Origin of the sequence: Chryseobacterium sp. Chry.R1 (assembly GCF_039645525.1) — a bacterium.
GTDB classification, from domain to species: domain Bacteria; phylum Bacteroidota; class Bacteroidia; order Flavobacteriales; family Weeksellaceae; genus Chryseobacterium; species Chryseobacterium proteolyticum.
The window spans coordinates 3,376,607-3,402,257 of record NZ_CP151793.1 but is presented as its reverse complement, the minus strand read 5'-3'; the positions used below and the strand labels follow the sequence as shown (position 1 = coordinate 3,402,257).

28 protein-coding genes are annotated in these 25,651 nt (G+C 36.4%); 22 read left to right on the top strand and 6 right to left on the bottom strand.

Features of this window, described 5'->3' with window-relative positions; all coding sequences use genetic code 11:
- The 4 genes from AAEU33_RS15445 to AAEU33_RS15430 all read left to right on the top strand — a co-directional run bounded on the left by AAEU33_RS15445 (position 1) and on the right by AAEU33_RS15430 (position 4,165).
- Positions 1 to 696, top strand: coding sequence for a DUF3307 domain-containing protein (locus AAEU33_RS15445; RefSeq protein WP_345988612.1), 696 nt, complete (start codon positions 1 to 3; stop codon positions 694 to 696).
- Positions 697 to 728: 32 nt separating this feature from the next.
- Positions 729 to 1,448 (top strand): phosphoribosylaminoimidazolesuccinocarboxamide synthase, encoded by a 720-nt coding sequence (gene purC / locus AAEU33_RS15440; RefSeq protein WP_172282949.1) that lies wholly within the window; start codon positions 729 to 731, stop codon positions 1,446 to 1,448.
- A gap of 110 nt (positions 1,449 to 1,558) precedes the next feature.
- Positions 1,559 to 3,052: an amidophosphoribosyltransferase gene (gene purF, locus AAEU33_RS15435; protein WP_172282947.1), complete on the top strand. Its 1,494-nt coding sequence runs from the start codon at positions 1,559 to 1,561 to the stop codon at positions 3,050 to 3,052.
- A 165-nt stretch (positions 3,053 to 3,217) separates the two neighbouring features.
- Positions 3,218 to 4,165, top strand: a complete 948-nt coding sequence (locus AAEU33_RS15430; RefSeq protein WP_345988609.1) for a glycerophosphodiester phosphodiesterase family protein — start codon at positions 3,218 to 3,220, stop codon at positions 4,163 to 4,165.
- A 101-nt stretch (positions 4,166 to 4,266) separates the two neighbouring features.
- On the opposite strand, the gene AAEU33_RS15425 is transcribed toward AAEU33_RS15430, so the two are convergent.
- The 3 genes from AAEU33_RS15425 to AAEU33_RS15415 all read right to left on the bottom strand — a co-directional run bounded on the left by AAEU33_RS15425 (position 4,267) and on the right by AAEU33_RS15415 (position 6,821).
- Positions 4,267 to 4,971: a porin family protein gene (locus AAEU33_RS15425; protein ID WP_172282943.1), complete on the bottom strand. Its 705-nt coding sequence runs from the start codon at positions 4,969 to 4,971 to the stop codon at positions 4,267 to 4,269.
- Between the two features lie 499 nt (positions 4,972 to 5,470).
- On the bottom strand, positions 5,471 to 6,031 hold the full coding sequence (locus AAEU33_RS15420) for a porin family protein (protein WP_172282941.1): 561 nt from the start codon (positions 6,029 to 6,031) through the stop codon (positions 5,471 to 5,473).
- A gap of 142 nt (positions 6,032 to 6,173) precedes the next feature.
- Positions 6,174 to 6,821, bottom strand: coding sequence for a porin family protein (locus AAEU33_RS15415; protein ID WP_172282940.1), 648 nt, complete (start codon positions 6,819 to 6,821; stop codon positions 6,174 to 6,176).
- Positions 6,822 to 7,330: 509 nt separating this feature from the next.
- Here AAEU33_RS15415 and AAEU33_RS15410 point away from each other — a divergent pair.
- Positions 7,331 to 8,104 (top strand): hypothetical protein, encoded by a 774-nt coding sequence (locus AAEU33_RS15410; protein ID WP_345988606.1) that lies wholly within the window; start codon positions 7,331 to 7,333, stop codon positions 8,102 to 8,104.
- A 75-nt stretch (positions 8,105 to 8,179) separates the two neighbouring features.
- On the opposite strand, the gene aroB is transcribed toward AAEU33_RS15410, so the two are convergent.
- A complete protein-coding gene (gene aroB, locus AAEU33_RS15405; RefSeq protein ID WP_345988604.1) occupies positions 8,180 to 9,226 on the bottom strand; it encodes a 3-dehydroquinate synthase in 1,047 nt (348 codons plus the stop codon).
- Between the two features lie 101 nt (positions 9,227 to 9,327).
- Here aroB and AAEU33_RS15400 point away from each other — a divergent pair, with 101 nt between their 5' ends.
- Positions 9,328 to 10,497, top strand: coding sequence for a pseudouridine synthase (locus tag AAEU33_RS15400; protein ID WP_345988602.1), 1,170 nt, complete (start codon positions 9,328 to 9,330; stop codon positions 10,495 to 10,497).
- A 197-nt stretch (positions 10,498 to 10,694) separates the two neighbouring features.
- On the opposite strand, the gene pncA is transcribed toward AAEU33_RS15400, so the two are convergent.
- Positions 10,695 to 11,300 carry a bifunctional nicotinamidase/pyrazinamidase gene (gene pncA / locus AAEU33_RS15395; protein ID WP_345988600.1) on the bottom strand — a complete coding sequence of 202 codons (606 nt, stop codon included), beginning with the start codon at positions 11,298 to 11,300 and terminating at the stop codon, positions 10,695 to 10,697.
- A 263-nt stretch (positions 11,301 to 11,563) separates the two neighbouring features.
- Between pncA and AAEU33_RS15390 the strand changes: the two genes are divergently transcribed.
- The 5 genes from AAEU33_RS15390 (at position 11,564) to AAEU33_RS15370 (ending at position 14,845) form a co-directional block, all read left to right on the top strand.
- Complete coding sequence (locus tag AAEU33_RS15390; protein ID WP_345988598.1) at positions 11,564 to 12,706, top strand: DEAD/DEAH box helicase; 1,143 nt, start codon at positions 11,564 to 11,566, stop codon at positions 12,704 to 12,706.
- A 183-nt stretch (positions 12,707 to 12,889) separates the two neighbouring features.
- Positions 12,890 to 13,426, top strand: coding sequence for a YfiT family bacillithiol transferase (locus tag AAEU33_RS15385; RefSeq protein WP_172282930.1), 537 nt, complete (start codon positions 12,890 to 12,892; stop codon positions 13,424 to 13,426).
- Positions 13,420 to 13,881 carry a DUF1569 domain-containing protein gene (locus tag AAEU33_RS15380; RefSeq protein WP_345988595.1) on the top strand — a complete coding sequence of 154 codons (462 nt, stop codon included), beginning with the start codon at positions 13,420 to 13,422 and terminating at the stop codon, positions 13,879 to 13,881. The genes AAEU33_RS15385 and AAEU33_RS15380 overlap by 7 nt, the downstream gene beginning before the upstream one ends.
- Positions 13,878 to 14,258 (top strand): bacillithiol system redox-active protein YtxJ, encoded by a 381-nt coding sequence (ytxJ, locus tag AAEU33_RS15375; protein WP_345988593.1) that lies wholly within the window; start codon positions 13,878 to 13,880, stop codon positions 14,256 to 14,258. The genes AAEU33_RS15380 and ytxJ overlap by 4 nt, the downstream gene beginning before the upstream one ends.
- Positions 14,255 to 14,845, top strand: coding sequence for a Crp/Fnr family transcriptional regulator (locus tag AAEU33_RS15370; RefSeq protein ID WP_172282926.1), 591 nt, complete (start codon positions 14,255 to 14,257; stop codon positions 14,843 to 14,845). Before ytxJ ends, AAEU33_RS15370 begins: the two co-directional genes overlap by 4 nt.
- Here the strand turns inward: AAEU33_RS15370 and AAEU33_RS15365 are convergent.
- Positions 14,842 to 16,266 carry a PLP-dependent aminotransferase family protein gene (locus tag AAEU33_RS15365; RefSeq protein ID WP_345988591.1) on the bottom strand — a complete coding sequence of 475 codons (1,425 nt, stop codon included), beginning with the start codon at positions 16,264 to 16,266 and terminating at the stop codon, positions 14,842 to 14,844. The genes AAEU33_RS15370 and AAEU33_RS15365 overlap by 4 nt on opposite strands.
- A gap of 89 nt (positions 16,267 to 16,355) precedes the next feature.
- Between AAEU33_RS15365 and AAEU33_RS15360 the strand changes: the two genes are divergently transcribed.
- The 11 genes from AAEU33_RS15360 (at position 16,356) to AAEU33_RS15310 (ending at position 25,648) form a co-directional block, all read left to right on the top strand.
- Positions 16,356 to 17,240 carry a DMT family transporter gene (locus AAEU33_RS15360; protein ID WP_345988589.1) on the top strand — a complete coding sequence of 295 codons (885 nt, stop codon included), beginning with the start codon at positions 16,356 to 16,358 and terminating at the stop codon, positions 17,238 to 17,240.
- 257 nt (positions 17,241 to 17,497) lie between these two features.
- Positions 17,498 to 17,737 carry a hypothetical protein gene (locus AAEU33_RS15355; RefSeq protein WP_273647943.1) on the top strand — a complete coding sequence of 80 codons (240 nt, stop codon included), beginning with the start codon at positions 17,498 to 17,500 and terminating at the stop codon, positions 17,735 to 17,737.
- Between the two features lie 256 nt (positions 17,738 to 17,993).
- The gene (locus AAEU33_RS15350; protein WP_345988587.1) at positions 17,994 to 18,590 is read left to right on the top strand and encodes a Crp/Fnr family transcriptional regulator; all 597 of its coding nucleotides are present in this window, start codon (positions 17,994 to 17,996) and stop codon (positions 18,588 to 18,590) included.
- A gap of 41 nt (positions 18,591 to 18,631) precedes the next feature.
- On the top strand, positions 18,632 to 19,246 hold the full coding sequence (locus AAEU33_RS15345) for a Crp/Fnr family transcriptional regulator (protein WP_345988585.1): 615 nt from the start codon (positions 18,632 to 18,634) through the stop codon (positions 19,244 to 19,246).
- Between the two features lie 219 nt (positions 19,247 to 19,465).
- Positions 19,466 to 20,287: a KGG domain-containing protein gene (locus AAEU33_RS15340; protein ID WP_345988583.1), complete on the top strand. Its 822-nt coding sequence runs from the start codon at positions 19,466 to 19,468 to the stop codon at positions 20,285 to 20,287.
- Positions 20,288 to 20,357: 70 nt separating this feature from the next.
- Positions 20,358 to 20,948: a ferritin-like domain-containing protein gene (locus AAEU33_RS15335; protein ID WP_345988581.1), complete on the top strand. Its 591-nt coding sequence runs from the start codon at positions 20,358 to 20,360 to the stop codon at positions 20,946 to 20,948.
- Between the two features lie 21 nt (positions 20,949 to 20,969).
- Positions 20,970 to 21,317 carry a hypothetical protein gene (locus tag AAEU33_RS15330; protein ID WP_345988579.1) on the top strand — a complete coding sequence of 116 codons (348 nt, stop codon included), beginning with the start codon at positions 20,970 to 20,972 and terminating at the stop codon, positions 21,315 to 21,317.
- A gap of 12 nt (positions 21,318 to 21,329) precedes the next feature.
- Positions 21,330 to 21,710, top strand: a complete 381-nt coding sequence (locus AAEU33_RS15325; RefSeq protein WP_273647948.1) for a hypothetical protein — start codon at positions 21,330 to 21,332, stop codon at positions 21,708 to 21,710.
- Between the two features lie 39 nt (positions 21,711 to 21,749).
- A complete protein-coding gene (locus tag AAEU33_RS15320; protein WP_345988577.1) occupies positions 21,750 to 23,885 on the top strand; it encodes a catalase in 2,136 nt (711 codons plus the stop codon).
- 48 nt (positions 23,886 to 23,933) lie between these two features.
- Complete coding sequence (locus AAEU33_RS15315) at positions 23,934 to 25,103, top strand: zinc-dependent alcohol dehydrogenase (RefSeq protein WP_345988575.1); 1,170 nt, start codon at positions 23,934 to 23,936, stop codon at positions 25,101 to 25,103.
- A gap of 44 nt (positions 25,104 to 25,147) precedes the next feature.
- Entirely contained in the window at positions 25,148 to 25,648 is a 501-nt protein-coding gene (locus AAEU33_RS15310) for a nicotinamide-nucleotide amidohydrolase family protein (RefSeq protein ID WP_273647951.1), read from the top strand.
- The last annotated feature ends 3 nt before the right edge of the window (positions 25,649 to 25,651 follow it).

Here is a 25,651-nt window from a genome sequence, read left to right as displayed (position 1 = left end):
ATGATTTTCACTAAACTCATATTGGCACATTTACTCGGAGATTTTATTCTTCAGCCAAATTCATGGGTTGCTGATAAAGAAAATCGTAAACTTAAAAGTAAGTTTCTGTACCTGCATGTTCTCATACATACTGTTTTAACTTTTATTTTCCTTTGGAACCTTCAACTTTGGTGGGTGGCAGCGTTGGTAGGTATTTCTCATTTTATCATTGATGCAGCTAAGCTTATCTTCCAAAACATTAAAACAAAGAAAAGATGGTTTTTTATTGATCAGGTTCTTCATATCCTGGTCATTCTAAGTGTTTCATTTTATTTTAAAGAATTTGATGTAACGATATTTGAAAATCAGGAATTTCTGAAAATAGTAATGGCTGTTATATTTTTAACGACGCCTTCATCTATTATCATTAAAATATTACTGTCTTCATGGACTCCGGTTGCTGAAGCTCAGAATAATATACAAACCGAATCTTTAACGAGTGCAGGTAAATATATAGGAATCCTGGAACGTTTACTGGTATTTATTTTTATTCTGGTAAACCACTGGGAAGGGGTAGGTTTCATGGTTGCTGCCAAATCTGTATTCAGATTCAGTGACCTTGCACAGGCAAAACAACGAAAGTTGACTGAATATGTATTGGTAGGAACGCTTTTAAGTTTTGGAATGGCTGTTTTAACGGGAATTTTAATAAAATAATTATAAATCTAACTATAAAGACAATTTAGAAAATGGAAAAGAAAGAAATGTTGTACGAAGGTAAGGCTAAACAAGTGTTTGCTACCGATAATCCTGATCAAGTAGTAGTGCGTTTCAAAGATGATGCTACGGCTTTCAATGCTCAGAAAAGAGGACAGGTTGATCTTAAGGGCGAAATGAACAACGCGATCACCACTTTAATTTTCGAGTATTTAAATGAAAAAGGGATTAAAACTCATTTCATTAAACAATTGAACGAAAGAGAACAATTGGTAAAAAAAGTATCCATTATTCCTTTGGAAATGGTTGTAAGAAACTATTCTGCCGGAAGTATGGCTCAGAGATTAGGAGTAGAGGAAGGTATAAAATCTCCGGTAACTATTTTTGATATCTGCTATAAAAAAGACGAATTGGGAGATCCTTTGATCAATGATCACCACGCTGTTTTCTTAGGTGCAGCTACGTATGAAGAGCTTGATGAAATGTACGAGCTGACTTCTGATATCAACGAAATCCTTATCGATCTGTTTGATAAAATGAATATCATCCTGGTTGACTTCAAGATCGAATTAGGGAAAACATCAGATGGTGAAATTATCCTGGCAGATGAAATCTCTCCTGATACGTGCAGATTATGGGATAAAGACACCATGAAAAAATTAGATAAAGACAGATTCAGAAGAGACTTAGGTGAAGTAACTGAAGCGTATGTCGAAATCTATAACAGACTGAAAGCTTTACTTAATAAATAAGTAATACGGAAGATTTATAATCAGACTTGAGATTGTATTTAACATAATATTGAATTTCACATCTAATTGTAGAATCTATCAAAATAAAATCTAGATTAGAAAAAATAGAAATGAAAAGTTTAGACATTCATAAAAGTGAATATTTAAAACAGTTTAAAAACCAGACTTACGGTAGAAACCTTTTCAGAACAAAGGAAGAGGAAAGACTTGATGCTCCTAATGAGGAGTGCGGTATTTTCGGATTGTATTCTGACAATGATCTGGATACGTTTTCCCTTTCTCAGTTCGGACTTTTTGCTTTACAGCACAGAGGACAAGAGGCCTGTGGTATTTCCGTTCTTAAAAACGGGAAGATCAATAATCTGAAAGACGAAGGGTTGGTTTTAGACGTTTATAAAGATATTCAGGATCCTGAAGCTTTTATGGGGAATTCTGCAATAGGGCATACACGTTATACTACAGCAGGAGATAAAAAGAAGTACAATTTCCAGCCATTTTTTGCGAAAAATGAATATGACCAGATTATACTTTCGATTGCACATAACGGTAATTTAACGAACGCAAAAGAACTGAAAGCCGAACTGGAGGCAGAAGGTGTTGTTTTCAGAGCAACTTCAGATTCTGAGGTTATCTTAAGATTAATCCAGAAAAACCTTGATCTGGGATTAAGAGGAGCGATCAAAGCAACAATGGAAAAGATCGAAGGAGCTTATTCCGTAGTAGGAATGACGAGAAATAAGTTTTTTGCATTCAGGGATTTCAACGGGATCAGACCGTTGGTTTTAGGAGCTATTGATGAAAAATCATATGTAGTGGCTTCTGAATCCGTAGCATTGGACGCAGTGGGAGCACAGTATGTTCGTGATATTTTACCTGGAGAGATCATCTACACCAACGAAAATGAGACCGGATTACAGTCTTATATGGTGAATGAAAAAGGAAAACAAAGAATCTGTTCTTTCGAATATATTTACTTTGCAAGACCTGACTCGACATTAGAAAACATTAATGTGTATGAGATCAGAGAAAAGTCGGGTGAAAAAATCTGGGAACAAGCTCCTGTGGATGCAGATATCGTTATCGGAGTTCCGGATTCAGGAGTACCTGCAGCGATTGGCTTTTCAAAAGCATCAGGGATCCCTTTCCGTCCGGTTTTAATTAAAAACCGATATATCGGAAGAAGTTTTATTGTTCCGACTCAGGAAATGAGAGAAAGGATCGTTAACCTGAAGCTGAATCCTATTATATCTGAAATTAAAGGCAAAAGAGTAGTTATTATTGATGACTCTATTGTAAGGGGAACTACTTCTAAAAGACTGGTTAAGATTTTAAAGGATGCCGGAGTAAAGGAAATCCATTTCAGAAGTGTTTCTCCTCCGATCATTGCACCTTGTTATCTTGGGATTGATACTCCATCAAAAGATGATTTGATTTCAGCCAATATGACGACTGAAGAGCTAAGAAACTACCTTGGAGTAGATTCTTTAGAGTTCCTCAGTACAGAAAACCTTAAAGAAATTTTAGGATCTTCCAATCACTGCTTTGGATGTTTTACAGAACAATATCCTGTAGCAAAAGGGGAGGAAGTAGAGCTATTTAATTAATTGTCTCAACAATCAATACATAAAAAAAGACCTGATAGCATAATATCAGGTCTTTTTCGTTTTATTTCGAAAAAAATAATTGATATAAATGTAGCAAAAGCTTAATATTACTGTCGTACAGGATATGCCGGTATCCTTTAATTTTGCGTAATTAAGATCAGGATTATGAAAAGTACATTTATCACAGGCATTTTATTTCTGTTTATTCAGCTATATTCAGCTCAGTCTTTTGATAACCAGGCGCATAGGGGTGGAAAATCCTTATATCCGGAAAACACCATCCCTGCAATGAAAAATGCTTTAAAAATGGGTGTTACGACACTTGAAATGGATCTTGCCATCACAAAAGACAAGCAGGTGATTCTTTCTCACGATGCATTTCTTTCACCTGAACTGGTAACAAAGCCTGACGGAACATTTATTCCCCGGGATTCCGGATTTTATTACAAAATTTATGAAATGCCTTATGCAAAGATCAAAACTTTTGATGTAGGGATGAAAACACTAGCCAATTATCCTGACCAAAAGAAAATGAGGGTACAAAAACCGCTCTTTTCAGATGTTATAGATGCCTGTGAGAATTATGCCCGGGAACTTAAAAGGCCTTTGCCGTTTTATAATATAGAGACTAAAACGCGACCTTTTTCGGACGATATTTTCCATCCTGAACCTAAGGAATTTGTCGATCTGATGATGAAGATCATTGTAGGAAAAAATATCCAGGACCGGGTTATTATTCAATCCTTCGATCCAAGAACCTTAGAGCTTATCCATGCACAATATCCTAAAATAATGACTGCCTTACTGGTAGAGAAGGTGGATGATAAAAAGCTTGCCCAGCAGCGGAATTATTTTAAAAATATCCCTGTCGAAAAATTCAGAATGTATCCCGATCATCTTAATGGAGTATCGGGTGATATGAAATTCTTAAGTTTTACTCCTACAATTTACAGTCCGGATCAATCTCTTGTCACACCCGGATTGGTGCAGGAATGTCACAAACTCGGAATGAAAGTCATACCATGGACAGTAAACTCGAAAGAAAGACTGCAGGAATTAAAAGCAATGGGAATAGATGGTGTGATTAGCGATGACCCGCGAATTTTCGAATAGATTTGCCTTACTCATCCAATAGAAATGGCTGGAAGTTATTCTTCCAGCCATTTTATAATGCAGAAAACTACATTCTATGGTTAAAAAATTGGTTGTTGTTATTAAAACTTATAATTCAAACCTAGTTGGAATACTCTGTTGTTGTTTTCAGCAGCAGGTCTGCTTTTATCAATCTTAGTCAAGCTATTTACATATCTTGCGTTGATTCCCAGATTACGTGTGAAGTAGTATCCTAAACCTAAACCTAGACCAAAGTTGAATTTGTTGATGTCATCTTTGTTGATCGTTTCAGAAACTGAATTTTTCTGAGTGGTAGCGATACCGTTTGTAGTGCTTGTAACAGTATTTTCACCTTTGTTTTTTCCATCGATGAAATAACTGAATTCAGGACCTGCTTCTACATAAAAGTTATCCGCTGGCTTAAACTGAACCATTACCGGTACTGAAACATAATTCAATGTTGTTTTGTAATCACGTTGAGTTTTTACAGTAGTAGCTCCCGTTGTAACTTCAGTAGAAGAAAGAACACTTCTTGCTCCTAATTGGTTATACAATGCTTCAGGCTGTATGCTGAATTGCTTGGAAAGAGGAATATTTACAAAAACACCGGCATTAAATCCTATTTTCTGATTGTTTGCACTTAATTGTTGCTGACTGAATTGAGCGGAGTTAGCTCCACCTTTAATACCAAATCTGATTGGTTCTTTTTCTTTGTTAACAGTAGTAATAGTAGCTGTTGTTTGTGTTTCCTGAGCAAATACTAATGAACCAGCAACTATTGCTAGTCCTAGAAATAACTTATTCATAATTTTATTTTTTAAATTGTACTATTTCTTGTTATCCGAATTATTCATTCAGATGGGGTGTATTTTGCAAAAGGCTTGCCATAATTATAATTTTATGATTTGCAGAAAGATAAGCTGCGAGCCACTTCTTTAAAAGAATAAGTGATAATCCACATACGTGGGATTTTTTTAGTTAAAACAATCTAATTTGTTTAATTTTTAAGTTAAAATTGCTTGAAAAAAAATGCAAACTTTTTTCATTTTTTTTATTCAACACCCTTTATTCATCGTTAGTTATGACCATTTTTACCCAACTTTCCAGATGAATTGAAGCGTACAAAAATGCCAGATGAACATTTTTATCAGACTTTTATACTTTTTTATGATCATCATTTGTTGATTAATGGATGCATTGCATTGATTATTCAATATGAAAACAGAACATTACCGGAGAGCAGGGCATAAAAAAGCGGTTAGATTTATCAAATCTAACCGCTTATCTTGTTATTAAAGTATATTATTACTTATTAAATTTATAAGTAAGACCGATCTGGAATACGTTATTTTTTCCATCTGCCTGTACGTTATTAACTTCTTTAGCAATATCTATAACACCCGCAACATATCTTGCATTTACACCGATATTCTTTGTAAAGAAATATCCAGCACCAAGACCTACACCAAAATCAAAACCTTTCACAAAATCTTTTCCATCCACAGAAGAAGATTTGTATTTAAATTTTGAATTGATCAGGAAACTAAACTGAGGTCCTGCTTCAAGATAAAACTGCGGAGTTGCATTATACTGGAACATCACAGGAACAGAGATATAATCTAAATTTACTTTAAGATCAGTGTTTCCATCAGCCTTTGCGCCTAACCCATTGTATAAGATTTCGGGTTGTACACTAAAGCTAGGAGCTACAGGAACGTTCATTAAAACTCCACCATAGAATCCTGCTTTTGATTTTGAATCACCACCTGAAATTGTAGAGATATTAAGACCTGCTTTTACTCCAAATGTTTGAGCAAACGTTAATGAACCAGCAACGATCGCCAAACCTAATAATAATTTTCTCATGATTATATTTAATTTTAATTTGTACTGTTTTGATGCAAAATTCTTGCCAAATTATGTTAAAATAACAAAAATGGTTAGATTTAACCATTAAATCTAACCATTTTATTGAAATCAAAATTTGTTATCTGAATGTGTTTTATGCTTATTTGAATTTGTAAGCTAAACCAACCTGGAATACGTTGTTTCTCATCGCATCACCATTGTTGTTTTTGTAGATATCTGTTAATCCGGCAGTATATCTAGCTGTAATTCCTAGGTTTGGTGTGAAATAATATCCTGCACCAATACCGATTCCAAAGTTGAATGTGTTGAAAGCATCTTTGTCAAGACTTCTCGTTCTTGTGCTTGTATTATCATTCGTAGAACTTTTGAATTTATCTTTAGCACTTACTAGAAATCCGAATTCAGGACCTGCTTCCAAGAAGAATTCAGGAGTTGCATTATACTGGAACATTACCGGTACAGCTATATAACCTAAATTTCTTGAAGATTCATCCTTAAAGTTATTACCTAATACTGTATATTCTCTGGTTACTTTTGAACCCAAGTCATTATACAATACCTCCGGTTGAATGCTGAATGAGCTCGCTACCGGGATGTTTGCAAAAACCCCTGCATTGAATCCGATTTTAGATTTTGAGTCACTAAGGTCAGCTCCTTTTGAAAGAGATGAAACGTTCATACCACCTTTAACACCAAATGTAACCGGGTTAGAAGATGAAGTAGAAGTTGTCTGAGCGAATGCTAATGAACTTGCAGTTACTGCTAATCCTAAAATTAACTTTTTCATAACTTAATTTTTTTAATATTTTACTATTCTTAATTTTAAATTTTACTACTTGTCAACTTTCGTTTGACGCAGAGTATCTTTCAAATTAGATGCCAAAACATAAAATATGACAAAAGTCAGGTCCGCAAATACTATTGAAAACTACTATAAAATGCTTAAAATCATATCATTACGATAGGTAAACAAACATTTGTTTAACATTCCTTAAAAACAGCTTAAATTCTAGATTAGGCTTATTTCGAGGAAAATAATACTCAAATGACTTGAACGTAATTGATATATATTACTCCTTTTTTGAAATAAGTGGAATTTATTTTAAAATCAAGGCCGGATGAAAATTCCTTTATGAAAAACCATAAGGCCTGTAATGAATAGTAATTTAAATCATTCTTTTAATATATTTTTAATCGTCTGTAATACAATACAGTATATAAGTTGTAATTTTGATTATAAAACTTAAGGATCAGGATTTATATTGAACCTTAAATGAAAAATAAACTAATCTGGGAATGAAACAAAACAAGCAGTTGAAATTTATACTTCCTATTCTGGGATTGGTTATTCTGCTGCTGTTGACTATGGTGGCTGGTAAAACTTTTTATCCATTAAACGTATGGGTAATGATCTGCCTGGGTATTTTAATCATTGCATTAAGTTTAAAATTAATCTATAATCTATTTCTATCCAAAACAGATCAATCTTTATCATCCAGACAATACGTCGATGAACCTGGACAAAAGATCTTCTATATTTCAACTTTCCGGACAAGTTTGCTAAGTATGTCAATGATATTTTTGTCCTCAATTTTCATTTATCTTTTTACTCAGCTATTCCCTGAAATTATTGAAGAAATTTATATGGAACCTTCGGTAATAGTAATTGTCCTGATGCTATTATACGTTATTTTATTTATAGGATCTATTTATTGTTTTTTGACAGGAATTAAGCTTTTTATCAGACGAAAGAAAATCGTACAGCTAATTATCAATGATGACAGCATCGAATTTCTCCCTGTTTACGACTTTGGAACTGCAACCCGAAACATAAGTGCGCTATCTCTATTTTTTAAGAAAAAAATGCGTAAAGCTTATTTTACAGATCAGATTTCTGTTGAAAAGGTTAATAACACCTGGAACGGAGACAAAATAAAAATTTATATTGAAGGGATCGGTTTTTACTTACCCTTTCTATATGATGATGTGGAGGACCTGGAAAAGGTATTTCAAATGATCAGACATCGGCTGATAAAGCATATTCAATTCACTACTCATGATACACTGTAGAGGTGATCTGATCATTAAAAAATCCTGATCAAACAATCAGGATTCTTAATTTTATCTAAAAAGTAAACAGGCATGTTATGCATCATTCAGTTTTCTGTAAAAATGCAGTGATTTTTCAATATTTTCCTGGCTGCATTCATGGTCAAAAACACACGATCCTATTCCGGAAAGCAAAGAAAAATTAATCTTCTTTTCCGTATTCTTTTTGTCGTTTAATAATAGAGACATCAGATTTTCATCGCTAAAATCACTGATATCCAGGTATGGATAATACCTTTTGATATGGTCAATGATCATTTCCGAATCTTCTTTTGAAATTAACTTTTCAAGGTGAGAAAGATGTGCTTCACAGATCATTCCGGCAGCTACTGCTTCTCCATGTAAAACCGGATTTCCCTGTTCAAGACAGGAGCTTTCGATAGCATGACCGATTGTATGTCCGAAATTTAAAGTTTTTCTGACATTTTTTTCATGAAAATCCTGATCTACAACATCCTGTTTGATCGCCATCGAGGTCTGAATGTGTGGTAGTACTGATTCTACATCCAGCTTTTGTATTTTGATCAGATTCTCCCAATGTAAACGGTCTGCAATTAACCCGTGCTTCAGCATTTCAGCAAAACCACTTCTTAATTCTTTGAAGGGAAGTGTTTCTAAGAACTTAGGGTATACAAAAATCTGTTCAGGAAAGGTAAAGGTACCTACCATATTTTTGTAGTGCATCAGGTCAATACCTGTTTTTCCTCCAATAGAGGCATCACACATCGATAATAGAGTAGTAGGAACATTAATGAACTGGATCCCTCTTTTATAGGTTGAGGCAACAAATCCGCCCATATCGGTAATAACACCACCACCGAGGTTTATAACCAGAGCTTTTCTATCTGCCTGCATTTCCGTTAAAATCTCCCAAAGCTGATTGGCAGTCTGAATATTCTTCATTTCTTCACCCGCTTCTATCTCCAGGATTTCAAAAGCAAGATCCGTTTCCATATTGTCCAAAAGTACCGGAAGGCAATATTCATGTGTATTTTCATCAACCAATATGAAAATTTTGCTGAAAGATTTTCCATGCAAAAAATCATTAAGCTGGGAAAACTGATCGTTTAATAGTGTTATCATTTCTGGAATAATATATATTTAATTGTAGAACAATATTGCAAAGTTATGATTCTTAATTTTTAACTCGTAACTAAATTACTATCTTTGCAAAAATATTTAGAATGAGCAGAGATAATAATAAATCAGGGAAACCACAAAGACCAAGAATTTCAACCAGAAAAAATTCTGATGATTCTCGTGCTTCTAAATCTGGAAATTCTTCAAGATCAGGTTCTTTCAAGAAATCTTTTCCTAAAGCAGGAGAGAGAAATTTTGATCACAAAAGCAGCAGTTCGAAGTTTAAGAGGAGTGAGGAAAGTTTTGAAGGACGTGCTGAAGAAGGTAAATCAAAACCTGAGAGAACACCTTATATTACCAATCAAAGTGAAGGACGAGAAAAAAAGACCTATGGAAAACCAGGTCCTAAAAGAGGAGGGAAAAGTTTTGATGCAAGAGATAAATATGAGAGAGGTAGCTTAAAATATGGTAGAAGACCTTCATCGGGCAATGACAGAGATGAAGATAAGGCAAGATCTTTTGTACAGAAAAGAAGATTGAGCAAGATCGAAAAAGATGTCCATAAAGATACGATCCGTCTTAACAAATATATAGCCAATTCAGGAATATGCAGCAGAAGGGAAGCAGATGAACTGATCACACAGGGTCTTGTAGAAGTAAACGGAAAAGTGGTTACTGAAATGGGCTATCAGGTTCAGAAAAGTGATAAAGTAGTTTTTGACGGACAAAACATTACTCCTGAAAAACCTGTTTATGTCCTTCTGAATAAACCGAAAGGATATATTTCCACTACAAAAGATGATAAAGCGAGAAAAACGGTAATGGATCTTGTTGCAAATGCGTCTCCTTATCGTGTGTTCCCGGTTGGAAGACTGGACCGTTCCACAACAGGCGTTATTCTTTTAACAAATGACGGACATATGACCAAAAAACTGACACACCCGTCTTTTGATGCTAAAAAGATCTATCATGTAACACTGGACAAAAAACTGACACATGAAGATATGAAACTGATTGCTGAAGGTATCCGTCTGGATGAAGGCGTTGCTAAGGTAGATCAGATTTCGTTTATTGAAGGAAAGCCTAAAAATGAGGTAGGAATTGAGATCCATATCGGATGGAACCGTGTTATAAGAAGAATATTCCAGAGATTAGGGTATGAAGTGGAAGCTTTAGACAGGGTGATGTTTGCCGGTTTAACAAAGAAAAACATCAAAAGAGGTCATTGGAGAATTCTTACGGAATTAGAAGTTAACAATTTAAAAATGCTTTAGAAATTAATTTTTTTAGTTGATCTAAAAGATTTTTAAACTGAAAAATATAGGCGTGGTAAAAGAATTATCACGCTTTTTTATTTAGTACCATTCAGTAAAAACTATTTGTGTCATTTATACTGATTTCATTCCGGTGTAATCGATACACAAAAAGCACAGTAATTAACTGTGCTTTTTATTTTTATGATAATAAAAGACTATCCTAAAACAGTAACTCCCTTCTGGATCATTTCGTAAATGGCGTCTCTACCGTTATCCGGTTTTACATTAACCGCGCGTGTTCCGTTAAAATGAAGGCAGGTAACATAGCCGTTTGCTACAGCATCTGTACAGGTGAACTTTACACAATAATCCATTGCCAGACCGACGATTTCCAATAACTGAATGTCATGGTATTTTAAGAAGTCATCCAATCCTGTCTTCATAAAATGATTATTGTCCTGAAAACCGCTATAAGCATCAATTTCGGTATTCTTTCCTTTTTGAATAATATGGGTTACTTTATCCCTGTTAAGATCTTTATGAAAATCTGCCCCGAAAGTTCCCTGGATGCAATGATCCGTCCACATAAATTGCGGAACACCACCTAAAATAATACTTTCTCCTACTTTTTTTCCGTTGTTGCTGGCAAAACTTTTATGGTCTGCGGGATGCCAATCCTGGGTTAAAACAATCTGGTCATATTCGTTTTCCTCCATTAAAAGATTGATATAAGGAATAATTTCATTAGCTCCCGGAACCGCTAAAGCTCCACCTTCACAAAAATCATTCTGAACATCTACTATTATTAGTGCTTTTTTCATATTTAAATCTCAAATTTTTTATAAATTTATAAAAACTACTCAAAAATTCGTCCAAACACGAATTATCGGACAAAACGACACTTTATAAAAGAATTCACCATTGTCAATGGATGAGTTCATCCCAGAAAATGGTCCTTGATTATAGATTAAATTTTTAAATAATTAATTTCCATCCCAACAGACTCATTCACCTGTAAAATTAATAATCTGGTTCGGGTGCAAACCAAATATCAATAGTTTATCTTTGCAGTAAATATGTATTTATGTCATTTGAGTCTTTGGGATTATCACACAATATTATTCAATCTGTCAAAAAGCTAGGCTATTTAAAGCCATTTCCAATTCAGGAGCAAGCTATTCCTGTTATTTTACAGGGAAAGGATTTGATGGGAATTGCACAAACCGGTTCGGGAAAGACAGCTTGTTTTGTGATGCCTATTTTAGAAAAATTACAGAATGCAGAAGTTAAGAAAGACCGTAATATTCAGGTCTTAATATTGGTTCCTACGCGTGAGCTGGCAATCCAGATTGATGAAGTTTTCAGAGCCTTTACCGGAAACCTGAAACGTGACATCCGTACGATGGCAGTATATGGTGGAGTTTCTATCAACCCTCAGATGAAAGGAATGTTCGGAGTAGAAGTCCTTATTGCGACCCCAGGACGTTTATTGGACTTGATAGAACATAAAGCTTTGAGCATTTCAGAAATAAAGCACCTGGTGATTGATGAGGCAGATAAAATGTTCCAGCTTGGATTTGGTGATGAAATGAATAAGCTTTTTGCTTTAATGCCGGTGATGAAACAAACGACTATGTTTTCAGCAACTGTAGATGATAAAGTTTCTGAAATAAAAGAACGTTTATCTCATAATCCCGTTATTATTGAAATAAAAAAGGAAGCGGTTGAAATTGATAATATCGAGCAGCTGGCTTATCATGTTTCTCCTGAACATAAAGGGCCTTTCCTGCGTTATTTAATCAAAGAGAAAAAGGTTGAAAAAGCTTTGGTATTTGTATCTTCAACAAAGTCAGCAGATAATCTGGTTGAAAAGCTTAAAAAGAATAAAATTAAAGCAGTAGCCATTCACAGTCAGAAGTCACAGGGTGCCCGACGAAATAATCTGGAAGAGTTCAAGGTAAACGGTGCTCAGATTTTGGTTGCTACGGACTTACTGGGACGAGGCATTCATATTGAGTCTTTGCCTTGTGTGATCAATTATGAGCTACCACGTTCACCTTTGGATTATATTCACCGTATCGGAAGGACGGGACGAGCCAATGAAAAAGGTACCGCCATTTCAATCCTCACGGATGATGAGTTGCAACATTTCAGGGTTATTCAAAAGAAAATGGGTAAAAAAGTGACATTGCAAAGAACGGAAGGAATCGATCTTCACGGTTATTAGAAACAATAAAAACGCTTCAATTTTTTTTAAGAATTAAGGCGTTTTATTTTATCCCGTTAATCCCTATTTTTTTGTTGGCTGATAGCTTTTCTTGTAGTAATTTTAGAAAAAATTCCGGAAGGGTAAAAAACTTTGTGTTATTTATTTAAAGGATGAAGAACATATTAACCACGATAATTAAAAATGAGCAATTTAGAATTAAAAAAATATCCGATCGGACCATTTGAAAAGCCGGAAAGCATCGATGATATCCAATTGGATGAATATATAAAAGTGATCAAACACTTTCCTGCCAAACTGAAAAATCTGATTGAAAACTTTTCGGATGATCAATTGGATACCCCATATCGGGAAGGAGGCTGGACAGTAAGACAGCTTGTCAATCACATTGCAGACAGCCATATTAATAGTTTCATTCGTTTTAAATTGGCTTTAACGGAAAATAATCCAACCATCAAACCTTATGAAGAGGCAAAATGGGCTGAGCTTCAGGATAGCAGAAGTTCTCCTGTGAAACCTGCAATGAGAATGATCAAAGGAACTCACGAAAGATGGTATATCCTCCTTAAAACACTCACGAATAAACAATTCGAAAGAACATTTCATCATCCTGAAAACCATCAGGATTATGACCTTAGAAGCTATCTGGCATTTTATAGCTGGCATTGCAATCATCATTTTACTCATATTGAAAATCTGAAGAAGGAGAGAGGTTGGTAAAAAAGAGTCTGCATAACCGAATCTATTTTGATGAGATCCTCAACAGGATTTCTATGCTTACTGAAAATTCTCCAGGAAAATGGGGTAAGATGAATGTTGCTCAAATGTTAAAACATTGTGACCTTATTCTTGGCATTGCATTGGGAAAAACCTGGCTTTCCACTATCAATCCCCTTTTTGAGACAATAGGAGTGCTCACTAAAATAGAAATGCAGGTCTTTAATAACGGAATTCCCCGAAATATGCCTACTTTTCGAAAACTTATCGTTAATTTTGAATGTGATTTTACTGAGGCCAGAAAAGGACTCTTAGAAACAATGAATGAATACTGGGAATGTTATACCCAAGATAACCTGCCTGAAAAGCATGTTCTATTTGGAAAAATGAAAGAGAAAGACTGGGGTTTTCTGGAGTATAAACATCTCGATCATCACCTAAAACAATTTAATGTATGAGTTTTTTTGATAAAATATTTGGCGGAAAAGAAGAGAAACCGGAACAGAAATCTTTCTGGAAAAAAATAGAATCCGAGAAAGATCTCGCAGAAGCTATAGAAAGATCATACCATAACAAGGTTGCCATATTCAAACATTCTACCAGTTGTTTTATCAGTAAGACGGTGCTCAGGAATTTTGAATCGGAAATTAAGGATGCCGGTACCAATGCAGATTTATATTTTCTTGATTTGCTGGCATACAGACCTATTTCCAATAAGATTGCAGAAGATCTTGATGTAACCCATCAAAGTCCTCAACTGATTGTAGTAGAAAACGGAAAAGCCGTAAATAATGCTTCGCATCAGAATATATCAATAACCCAAATCGCACAATGAAGAATATTAATAACTACCTAGCTCAGGTTTTAAATGTTCCCACAGAACAGGTTAATGGCTGTAGCTTGCACTATGAAGTAAAAAAAGTTCAAAAGAACCAGTTCCTTCTGCAATACGGCGAAATTTGCCGCTATGTATTTTTTGTAGAAAAAGGGCTTTTAAAGATGTATTCTATCGATAAGAACGGAAAAGAACACATCATACAATTTGCCCCTGAAAGCTGGCTGATTTCTGACCGCACCAGTATTTACTTTAACGAACAATCGGTGTATTATATAGAGGCTGTGGAGGATTCCGAAGTTTTATTTCTTCATCCGGACTTTTTTAACAAACTGGTCTCCCAGTTTCCGGACAGTGCAGAAAGACGGGATATTCTTTTACAAAAGCACGTCAGAAGTCTTCAGGACAGGATCAGCTCATTATTAGGCGAGACTGCGGAAGAAAGATACCTTAAATTCATTAAAATGTACCCGGATTTATTATTACGGGTACCACAATGGATGATCGCATCTTATTTAGGAATTACCCCTGAAAGCCTGAGCCGTGTAAGGAAGGAATTAGCGAGGAAAAACTTTGTTGTTGATTAAGATTCCCTCTCAATCATTTTAGCCATTTTTCCTACCTCTATTAGCTTTTGTTGGGTTTCTTCTGACCAGGGAAGTCCGATACACATTCTCATACAATTTTCAAACTGATCCTGGAGACTGAACATTCTTCCCGGTGCAATGCTTATACTTTGCTTAATGGCAAGGTCGTATAATTTCCGGGTCTGTATTTTTTTATCGAATTCCACCCAGAGGGAAAGCCCTCCCTGTGGCCTGCTTGTTTTGGTTCCTTTCGGAAAATGCTGCGCAATGGTGTGGACATAATTCTGATAATTAGCCTGCAGGGTTTTCCGTAGTTCCTGAAGGTGTTTTTCGTATTTCCCGGTTTTTAAGAAATTAGCAACGGCTTCATTTACAATAGAAATAGAAGAGGTGGAATGAAGAAGTTTGAGTTTGAGGATTTTGTCTTTGTACTTTCCGGGAGCAATCCATCCTACACGATAACCCGGGGCAAGCGTTTTTGAGATAGAGCTGCAATACAAAACATTTCCTTCAGTATCAAAGGACTTACAGCATTTCGGACGGTGTGTTCCGAAATAAATATCCCCGTACACATCATCTTCAATAAGCGGAATGTTATTTTCGGCAAGAAGTTTTACGACTTCTTTTTTATTTTCATCAGACATACAGCTTCCTAAAGGAGTATTGAAATTAGGGATCAATAGGCAGATGTCGATTTTGGGAATAGCTTTTTTCAGGGATTCGATTTCAATTCCATGGGCAGGATGGGTAGGCAATTCCAATACTTTCAGTCCAAAGCCGGTAGCCAGTTGTAAGATGCCAGGATAACACGGGCTTTCTATAGCTATAGTATCTCCCGGTTTTCCTAAAGCCATCAGACAAAATGACAAAGCATTCATTCCACCGTTGGTCGTCACAAGATCATTTTCGCTAAAGTTTCCGCCCCAGGATAAAGATCTTTGGGCGATCATTCTTCTTAATTTTAAATTCCCTTGGAGTTCCTCATACTCTGCGCCTCCATATTCAAGCTCCCGTGTGGCATGGATGATTTCCTTTTTAAGTTTTGCATGCGGTAATAATTCTCCGGATGGAATTGCTATGGAAAAAAGGGTAAGATTTTTCTTTCCCATATTTTCATACACTTTACTGATGAGTTCATCGGGTTCGTTATTATTGGCAATCAGTGATGGCCTGCTGACTTCAGGAAGCGGAAGCTTTACCGAAAGTAACTGACTTACAAAATATCCGGACTGTGGTTTGGATTCAATGAGTGACATGGATTCCAGTTCCAGGAATACACGCTTTGCCGTGTTCATGCTAATCTGATGCTCAAGGCATAATTTTCTTACCGACGGAAGCTTATCACCAGGCTTCAAAACGCCGCTTGTAATCTGTGAAACAAAACCATTGGTGATCTCTGTGTACAAAAAATTTTTACTCATATCTTAAACTGTGCTCATGCAAATATACAAAACTGAGACTGTGTTTATTTATTTTTCCTCTCTAATTTTGATTTATAATAAAATATAAAATGATAACGAATAAAATTTCAAAAGATCAGGCTCTTAGCGGATGGATCAACGGATTTATCGGAGTATTGCTATTCAGCGGTTCGCTGCCAGCCACAAAATTAGCCGTAATGGATATGAACCCAATTTTCGTAACGATCGCCCGGGCAACCATTGCCGGTGTATTGGCTTTATCTGTCATTCTGATATATAAAGAAAAACGTCCGGTAAAGGAACAGATATTCCCATTAGCTCTGGTCTCATTGGGCTGTGTTATTGGTTTTCCTTTATTGTCTTCTCTGGCCCTTCAATATATTACATCTGCACATTCTATCGTGTTTTTAGGAATGCTTCCTCTTGCAACGGCTATATTCGGGGTACTCAGAGGTGGTGAACGACCGCATCCTGTATTTTGGTTTTTTTCTATTGCCGGCAGCCTTTTGGTCATAGGATATGCTGTTTCGCAGGGGATATCGGCTTCTCCTGTTGGCGATACTCTGATGCTTGCCGCTGTTGTTTTATGTGGGCTTGGTTATGCGGAAGGTGCTAAGTTGTCAAAAACACTGGGAGGGTGGCAGGTGATATCCTGGGCGCTGATACTGGCCTTACCCCTTATGATCCCTTTATTTTTCATCTATTTTCCCAACCATATTGAAACCGTGAGCGGACAGGGATGGTTTGGCCTAGCTTATATTTCATTATTCAGTATGTTTATCGGGTTTATTTTTTGGTATAAAGGACTTGCGCAGGGAGGAATTTCGAATGTAGGGCAATTACAGCTTTTACAACCATTTTTTGGACTTGCATTGGCCGCCTACCTGCTTCATGAACCTGTAAGTATAGGAATGCTGGGAGTGACAATTGGTGTGATTTTATGTGTTGCCGGGACCAAAAAATTTGCAAAATAAAAGGTTTAAAAATATTATAACAAGAAAAGATTGCTGTAAGGCAGTCTTTTTTGTTGTATATAAATCACTCTGGTAAGGTTTTATGGTATATAAATTAAACTTTCACACAAAAAACCTTATGATTGAAGTCATAAATTTATGAATGTTTTATCTGTAGATTTGAAATATAATTATTAAATAATCGTTCATATATAAATATGATTGATTTTTATTTAAAATTATATTATATACACCACACACCACAAAATAAAAATATTATGAAATTGATCTTATCATTAAGCATCATGGGTTTACTTATCCTGAGTTGCAAAAAAGAAAAGGAAAATCAGATGAATAACGGCGTTGACACGGTAACTACAGTTCCGGGGGATACGATGGGAGCTGTTCCTCCAGCCTCTGACACGATGACTACATCATTGCCTTCCAGAGACAGTACTGCCCAATCCGGCACAACCACTATGCCTGCACAGGATTCTACCACAAATAAAAAGAGATAATTCTTCAAATTAATGTAAAAATTCTTTCAAGTAAATGGGTATTCGTGATATCTCACGAATGCCTTTTGTTGATAGATTTACGAAAATATTTCTATATAATAATTTGTATTTCAATCAGTTAATTAAATCACAATTAACATAAAAAATAATCAATAGGTGCAATAATTGCACTTGTAAAAGCATTGGTCCATTAAAATATTTTACTAGGGTGTTTTTGTGAACTTTGTTTATATAATAATACCAAAAACTAAATATTATGGTAATCAACGAAAACGTCTTATATTCTATGGGAGCTGAGACAAAACAATATAGTCCTTCGGATTTTATTTTTAGTGAAGGAGATTTTGCACACTATTATTATCAGATTGTAGAGGGTGAAGTGAAATTGAATAATTATAATGAAGATGGTAAGGAATTTATCCAGAACATCTTATCAGAAGGACAATGCTGTGGCGAGTCTATTCTCTTCATAGATAAACCTTATCCTATGAATGCCGAGGCATTGACGGAATGTAATATCCTGAGACTTTCTAAAAATCTTTTTTTTCAATTGCTGGAGGAATCTCCTGAGCTCTATCTTGAAATCAGCAACTTTTTATCCCAAAGGCTTTATTATAAATATGTAATGATGCAGAATATATCTTCCCTTAATCCTATAACACGCCTAAAAGGTTTGATGGATTATCTGAAGAGTTTTCATAATGACAAAAGCCCTTATTCGTTTTCTATTCCTTTAACCCGACAGCAGATGGCCAACCTTACAAGCTTGTGTGTAGAAACAGTCATACGATCTTTTAAAAAAATGGAAAAAGAATGCACCGTGCAGATTGAAAACAGAAAAATTTTGTACTAAGGTTTAGTTTTAGTATTTTTCTGGGTACAAATGGAAACAGAATGAAAACAATAAGCTGCATGAACATTGACCAGGAACTTTTATATTCTTTTGGTGCAGAAGATAAAACATATAAAAGAGGAGAATTGATTTTCAGAGAAGGTGACCATGCGCTTTACTATTTTCAGATTGCTGAAGGAAAAGTAAAGCTTAATAATTATAATGAAGAGGGAAAAGAGTTTATCCAGAATATATTAGGAAAAAACCAGAGTTTTGGAGATCCATTACTCTTTCTAGATAAATTATATCCAACAAACGCAACGGCGTTAACATCTACACAAATTATAAGAATATCAAAAGAAAGCTTTCTGAAATTACTGGAAAAAAATCCAGATCTTTCTTTAATGATGAACGCCTGCCTTTCTCAAAGGTTATATTATAAAATACTGATGACCCAGTATATGGCATATCAGAATCCTGTATTTAGATTGAAAGGGCTCATGGAGTACCTGAAGAGCTATTCGGAAAATGACTGCCAGTTTGAATTTCCTATAGAGCTGACAAGACAGCAGATTGCCAACCTTACCGGGTTGCGTGTAGAGACTGTTATCAGAACGTTAAAGAAAATGGAAAAAGAAAATTCTATTAAAATCGAAAATAGACGAATTTTATATTAGTAACATGATTCAAGTCATAAGAATAGGTATTTTAATCTCCTATCTTTGATATACTAATTTACAACTAAGGAATGTAATTCCTTTTCCAGAGTAAAATAATTACTCCTTTTTTTGCTGTACAATTTATTTAAAACATCAAATCATTAATTGTTGTTCAATACTAGTCATGTCCAATAATTAATAACATCACGCAATATTAATTAAAAAAAATTTAAAGTTATGAACACCAGAAATTCAAACAATCGAAGTTCAAGAGGTAATTCATCCAATGAATCAAGATCAACACTTGAAGAAGTGTATCAATTAGGTTATGACCATGGTTATAACGATGCATCCGAAGAAGAGGATTATGATGATGACTTCTCAGATTATGAGGATTATTATGATAATGAATATGACGACGACGATGAGGAGTATGATGATGAAGATTACGACGATGAAGATGAAGATTATGAAGATGACGATTATGAGGATTATGATGATGATGACGACGACGATGACAATGGCAGTGGCAACAGAGATCGTGGTAGGTCAGGAAATGGAAATCAGCAAAGAGATAGTCAGGGGCGATTTACATCAGGAAGAGGAAGAGGAGGTAGCTCTGGTTCCCGTAGCAACTCTAATTCCGGATCACGTTCCGGAGGAAGAAGGAGTTCATCAGGAAATGGAACTTCAAGAAGAGGTTTTGCATCTATGAGTAAAGCTGAGCGTACAAGAATTGCCCGTATGGGTGGTGAAGCTTCGCATGGAGGTGGAAGGTCTTCTTCGGGTTCCAGATCTGGTAATTCCGGTTCCAATAGCAGATCATCAAGCAATAGTAGTTCCAGAGGTTCAGGTTCTAGATCAAATAGTGGTAACTCCTCTGGACGTGGGACAAATTCCGGAAACGGAAGTTCAAGAAGAGGTTTTGCTGCCATGAGCAAAGCTGAACGTACAAGAATCGCCCGTATGGGAGGTCAGGCATCTCATGGAGGTGGAAGATCTTCGGGTTCGGGATCAGGTTCCGGAAGATCAGGATTCGGAGGCAGACGTAATTCATAATTTATATTATTAATCAGATTGTCCCTTCCCTGATAGAAGGGGCAATCTTTACTATTAAACACCACACATTATGGCAACGAAAACATCAGAAACCAATACAGCTACAACAACTCCTCAAAAGAAAATAACAGTAGGAAACGCTTCTGTTAATGAAAAGGAGATGAAAGATTCTTCCCTCCATCAATTTTTCGTAAGTGCATTAAAAGATATTTATTTTGCTGAAAATGCAATTATTGATGCTCTCGAAAAAATGCAGGAAGCCGCTACGACAGAGGAACTGAAAGATGCTTTTGAAGATCATCAGTTACAGACGAAAAAACATGTAAGCCGCCTTGAAAAGGTTTTTAAATTAATTGATGAGAAGCCTGAAAAGAAAGAATGCGAAGCTATAAAAGGGATCATTAAAGAAGGAGAAGAGATTATAAAATCCACCAAAGACGGATCGATGACCCGGGATGCCGCTTTAATTATTGCAGCGCAGAAAGTAGAACATTATGAAATAGCAACCTATGGTGGCCTTGCTCAGCTCGCTATAACAATGGGACATGATAAGGCAGCGGATCTTCTGGAAAAGACCCTCGAAGAAGAAGAGGATACAGATTATACCTTAACTGAGATCGCTGAGACCTACATCAATTTTGATGCTGAGCAGGAAGATTAAACATTTACCTATATAAGCCAGATGGATGCTTCTATTGATCTGGCTTATTTAATACCTTATAGCAAAATGAATTACCAGGCGATAATCAAATCAATACAATGTGATCAGTTTAAAGAGGTTACCAATAAAGGGAAATGGCTGGAAGACAGTGCTGATGTATATGCCAAAGAAATCGGACAAAATCTTTTCCTTGTTTTTATTACGGTAAAGGATATTGATACCGAAAGCATCAGAGCCATGATTGGCCATTTTGAAGACTTTAACAGCATCGGATTAAAGGAGCCGAAACAGATCATGTTCTATCTTTCCATAAAGAACAAAGAAGATCTGCATTATTTTGACAAGTATCTGAAAGTCCCAGAAATTTAAACATCCACGGTTATGATATTTGAAAATGAAACATTAAAACATTCGGGCCTCTATGATAAAAATAATATCCTTGAGAATGAATCTTTATTTCCCGGTATCATTAATACCTATGGGGTAAGTGCATTTGTTATGAAATCTTTGGAAAAAATAAAGCATAATGCCAGCTGTGGACAATTGAAAACAACACTGGATAATTATACAACAGAATGTATTGCTTCCATCACACGATACCAAAATGAAAGTTCAATAACCCATCCCAATATTCATGAAACAACAGGGAATATGAATTTTACATTATATGCTAAAACAGCTTATTATAAGGTCTTAAAAGAAGAAGAATATCTTCAGAAACTTATCAATAGTCTGGACAGAGAAATAAATCACATAGAATAACAGCTCTTCGGAGTAACACCAATCAACAATTACACTATTATGAAAAAAGATGCACAAAATAATCAAAAGATTGAACAACTGGAATCATTAAGTACCTCTAACGACAACGAAATGTTAACGACGAACCAGGGGCTTAAAATTAATGATAACCAGAATTCGCTAAAGGCAGGAGAAAGGGGACCCACCTTACTGGAAGATTTTATTCTCAGGGAAAAGATCACTCATTTTGATCATGAGCGTATACCCGAAAGAATAGTTCATGCGAGAGGTTCAGGAGCTCATGGCGTTTTTAAATTAACAAAAAGTCTTTCCCAATACACGAAAGCTAGATTCCTAAGTGTGATAGGTAAAGAAACTCCTGTTTTTGCAAGGTTTTCAACGGTTGCTGGTAGCCGGGGAAGCACAGACCTGGCAAGGGATGTAAGAGGATTTGCTGTTAAATTCTACACTGATGAAGGAAACTATGATCTGGTGGGGAATAATATGCCTGTATTTTTTATTCAGGATGCTATGAAGTTCCCCGACCTTATCCATGCGGTAAAACCTGAACCTGACAACGAAATTCCGCAAGCTGCTTCAGCACACGATACTTTCTGGGATTTTATTTCTTTAATGCCGGAAAGCATGCACATGATCATGTGGCTGATGAGCGACAGAGCCATCCCAAGAAGTTTCAGAATGATGGAGGGATTCGGTGTCCATTCTTTTAAACTCATTAATGACGAAGGGAAATCCCATTTCGTGAAATTCCACTTTAAGCCAAGGTTGGGAGTACATTCTGTTGCATGGGATGAAGCCTTGAAAATTTCAGGTGCGGATCCGGATTTTCACAGAAGAGATCTTTGGGAGGCCATCGAATCGGGAAGTTTTCCTGAATGGGATCTGGGGGTACAATTAGTGCCTGAAGAAGATGAGCATCGTTTTGATTTTGATCTTTTAGATCCTTCCAAAATTATTCCTGAGGAAATTGTTCCCGTAGAGATTGTAGGAACTTTAACTTTAAATAAAAATCCTGATAATTTTTTCGCTGAAACAGAGCAGGTCGCTTTCCATCCCGGACACCTCGTTCCCGGAATAGACTTCAGTAATGATCCTCTGCTTCAAGGGAGGTTGTTTTCATATACAGATACCCAGTTATCCAGGTTAGGCTCACCCAATTTCCATGAAATTCCCATCAACAGATCTGTAAATACCGTACACAATAATCAGCGTGACGGCCATATGAGACAACAGATCGTTAAAGGAAAAGTAAGTTACGAACCCAATTCTATAGGAGGTGGATGTCCTTTCCAGGCTATGATGAAGGATGGAGGATTTGTTTCTCATCAGGAGCCTGTATCAGGAGCTAAAATAAGATCCAGAAGTAAGAGTTTCGTTGATCATTATTCTCAGGCAAAACTATTCTATAACAGTCAATCTGATCCGGAACAACGCCATCTGCAAAATGCTCTTATTTTTGAACTTTCTAAAGTAACCATTCCTGCAATCAGGGAAAGGTTAGTGGGTCAATTAGCATATATTGATAAAAAGCTGGCTTCCATTGTAGCAAATAAATTAGGGGTAAAAGTTAAAAAACCTGAGCAGCCGAATCAAAGTATACCGGCAGATGCGGATCCAAAAGAATTGCAAAGCAAAGAAAAGGAACCTGAAATTGCGAAATCGGACGCCTTAAGTATGGAAAACACGGTTAAAGACACCATTAAAAGCAGGGTAATAGGATTTATAATGGGGAACGGAACAGATGCTAAATCAACAACCCGGCTGAAAAACCTTCTTGAAAAGAATGGTGCTCAGGTACAGATCATAGGTCCGAGCGTAGCACCCGTGACAGCTGATGATGGTACTTCTTTTATTCCCAAGCATTCTCTCACCAGTACAAAGAGTGTATGTTTTGATGCGTTATTGCTTTGTCCGGGAGAACTGTCTGAAAAAGAGCTTTTGAGCCCTGAAAACAAACATGCAGTCCTCACCTTTATAAACGAAGCGTATCAACACTGTAAAGCTCTTTATTTTGGAGCTGGAACGGATAACCTTTATGCCCATTCTAATGTCGCTCATAAAAAACATGAAGATCCTGCGATTATAAAAGCATCGGATCAGAATTCAGAAGACCGGTTTATCGACGCTATTGCCCGTCATAGGGTGTGGCATCTGGAAACGGAAAGGAATTCTTAAAAATTCATACTACACACAAACAACACCATCACACCAAAATATTACATTATGAAAGCTGCAGTTTTTCACGCACCAGGTAAAATTACCTGCGATACAGTAGACGATCCCGTTATTCAGGATTCAAATGATATCATTTTAAAAGTAACCTCTACAGCCATTTGCGGAAGTGATCTTCATATGTATTCAGGAGGATTACCACAAGTTCGTCCTATGGTCATGGGACATGAATTTATGGGAATTGTAGAGGAACTGGGTAAAGGAATCACCCATCTGAACATTGGAGACCGGGTGGTTGTTCCATTCCCCGTTGCCTGTGGAGGCTGCTTTTTTTGCCAGCACGATCTGCCGGGTGCTTGTGAAAACAGTAATCCGGAACATTATGGACCAGAAGGCGGAATCCTTACCGAAAAAGGAGGCGGCTTATTCGGGTATACGGATCTTTATGGCGGTTATGATGGTGGGCAGGCACAATATGTTAGGGTTCCCTATGCTCATTTCGGCCCCAGAAAAGTAGCCGATAACCTTACCGATGAACAGGTTTTATTTCTTACCGATATTTTCCCGACAGGCTATACCGGCGTTATGTGGGGCGAATTAAAAGGTGGAGAAACAGTAGCGGTTTTTGGGGCCGGACCCGTTGGTTCCATGTCGGTAAAAAGCGCCATTCTTCATAATGCCAAAAAGGTCATTGTAATTGATACTTTACAGTACAGGCTGGATCAGATCAAAAGGCTGACGGGCTGTGAAACCATTTTATGGGAAGATGCCAAAAATACCATTGAACAGATCAGGGATATGACGGACGGACGTGGAGCCGATCTTTGCATTGATGCTGTTGGTTTCGAACCTGAAAGAGATTTGCTGGACAGGGCAAAAGCCGTCCTGAATTTTGAAAAGGGATCAATCAAGGTACTGGAGGCCTGTATGAGTGCGGTAAGACGTGGAGGGATCGTCTCTATTCTGGGGGTCTATCCTGTGAATTACGATAATTTTAAACTCGGACAGATCTTTGATAAAGGAATCACTTTAAAAGCAGGACAAGCTCCTGTACATCCCATTATAGACAAACTGATGAAATATGTAGAACATGGGGAAGTAAAACTCGATGATATTATCACCCATCGTCTCGGGCTGGATGAAGTGGCCAAAGGCTATGAAATCTTCGACAAAAAGGAAGATGGCTGTGTGAAAGTCGTCCTGGACCCATGGAAAGTATGAAACACCATATGGTACACCAATTAATCACTTAAAAATTTACGATTATGAAATTTCAAGAAAATTTGCTTCAATATATAAGCCAGTCCTTACTTAAAACAGGAGAAACAATTGCTGTAGCAGAAAGTGTAACATCAGGCTTATTACAGCTTGCATTTTCACAAATGCCAAACGCTTCTCTATTTTATAACGGTGGTATCACCGCCTACACTTTACCACAGAAAGTTATATTTCTGGATGTGGATCAGAAAGAAGCTGAAGAATGTGATTGTGTATCTGAAAATATTGCCAAAACCATGGCCCTGAGTGTCGCAAGATTATTTGATACGGACTGGTCCATTGCAACTACAGGTTATTGTACACCGGTGAGAAGTTCATCCTATAAAATATTTTCATATTTCGCATTTTCATACAAAGGAGAAATCGTTCTGAGTAAAAAGCTTGAACTTCATCCTAAAACTCAGGCATTGGATGCACAGTTATATTATACCGAATTTATTCTAGGGTGCTTTAAAAGTGAGCTTAACCAGGTTTTAATATTAAAATAAACT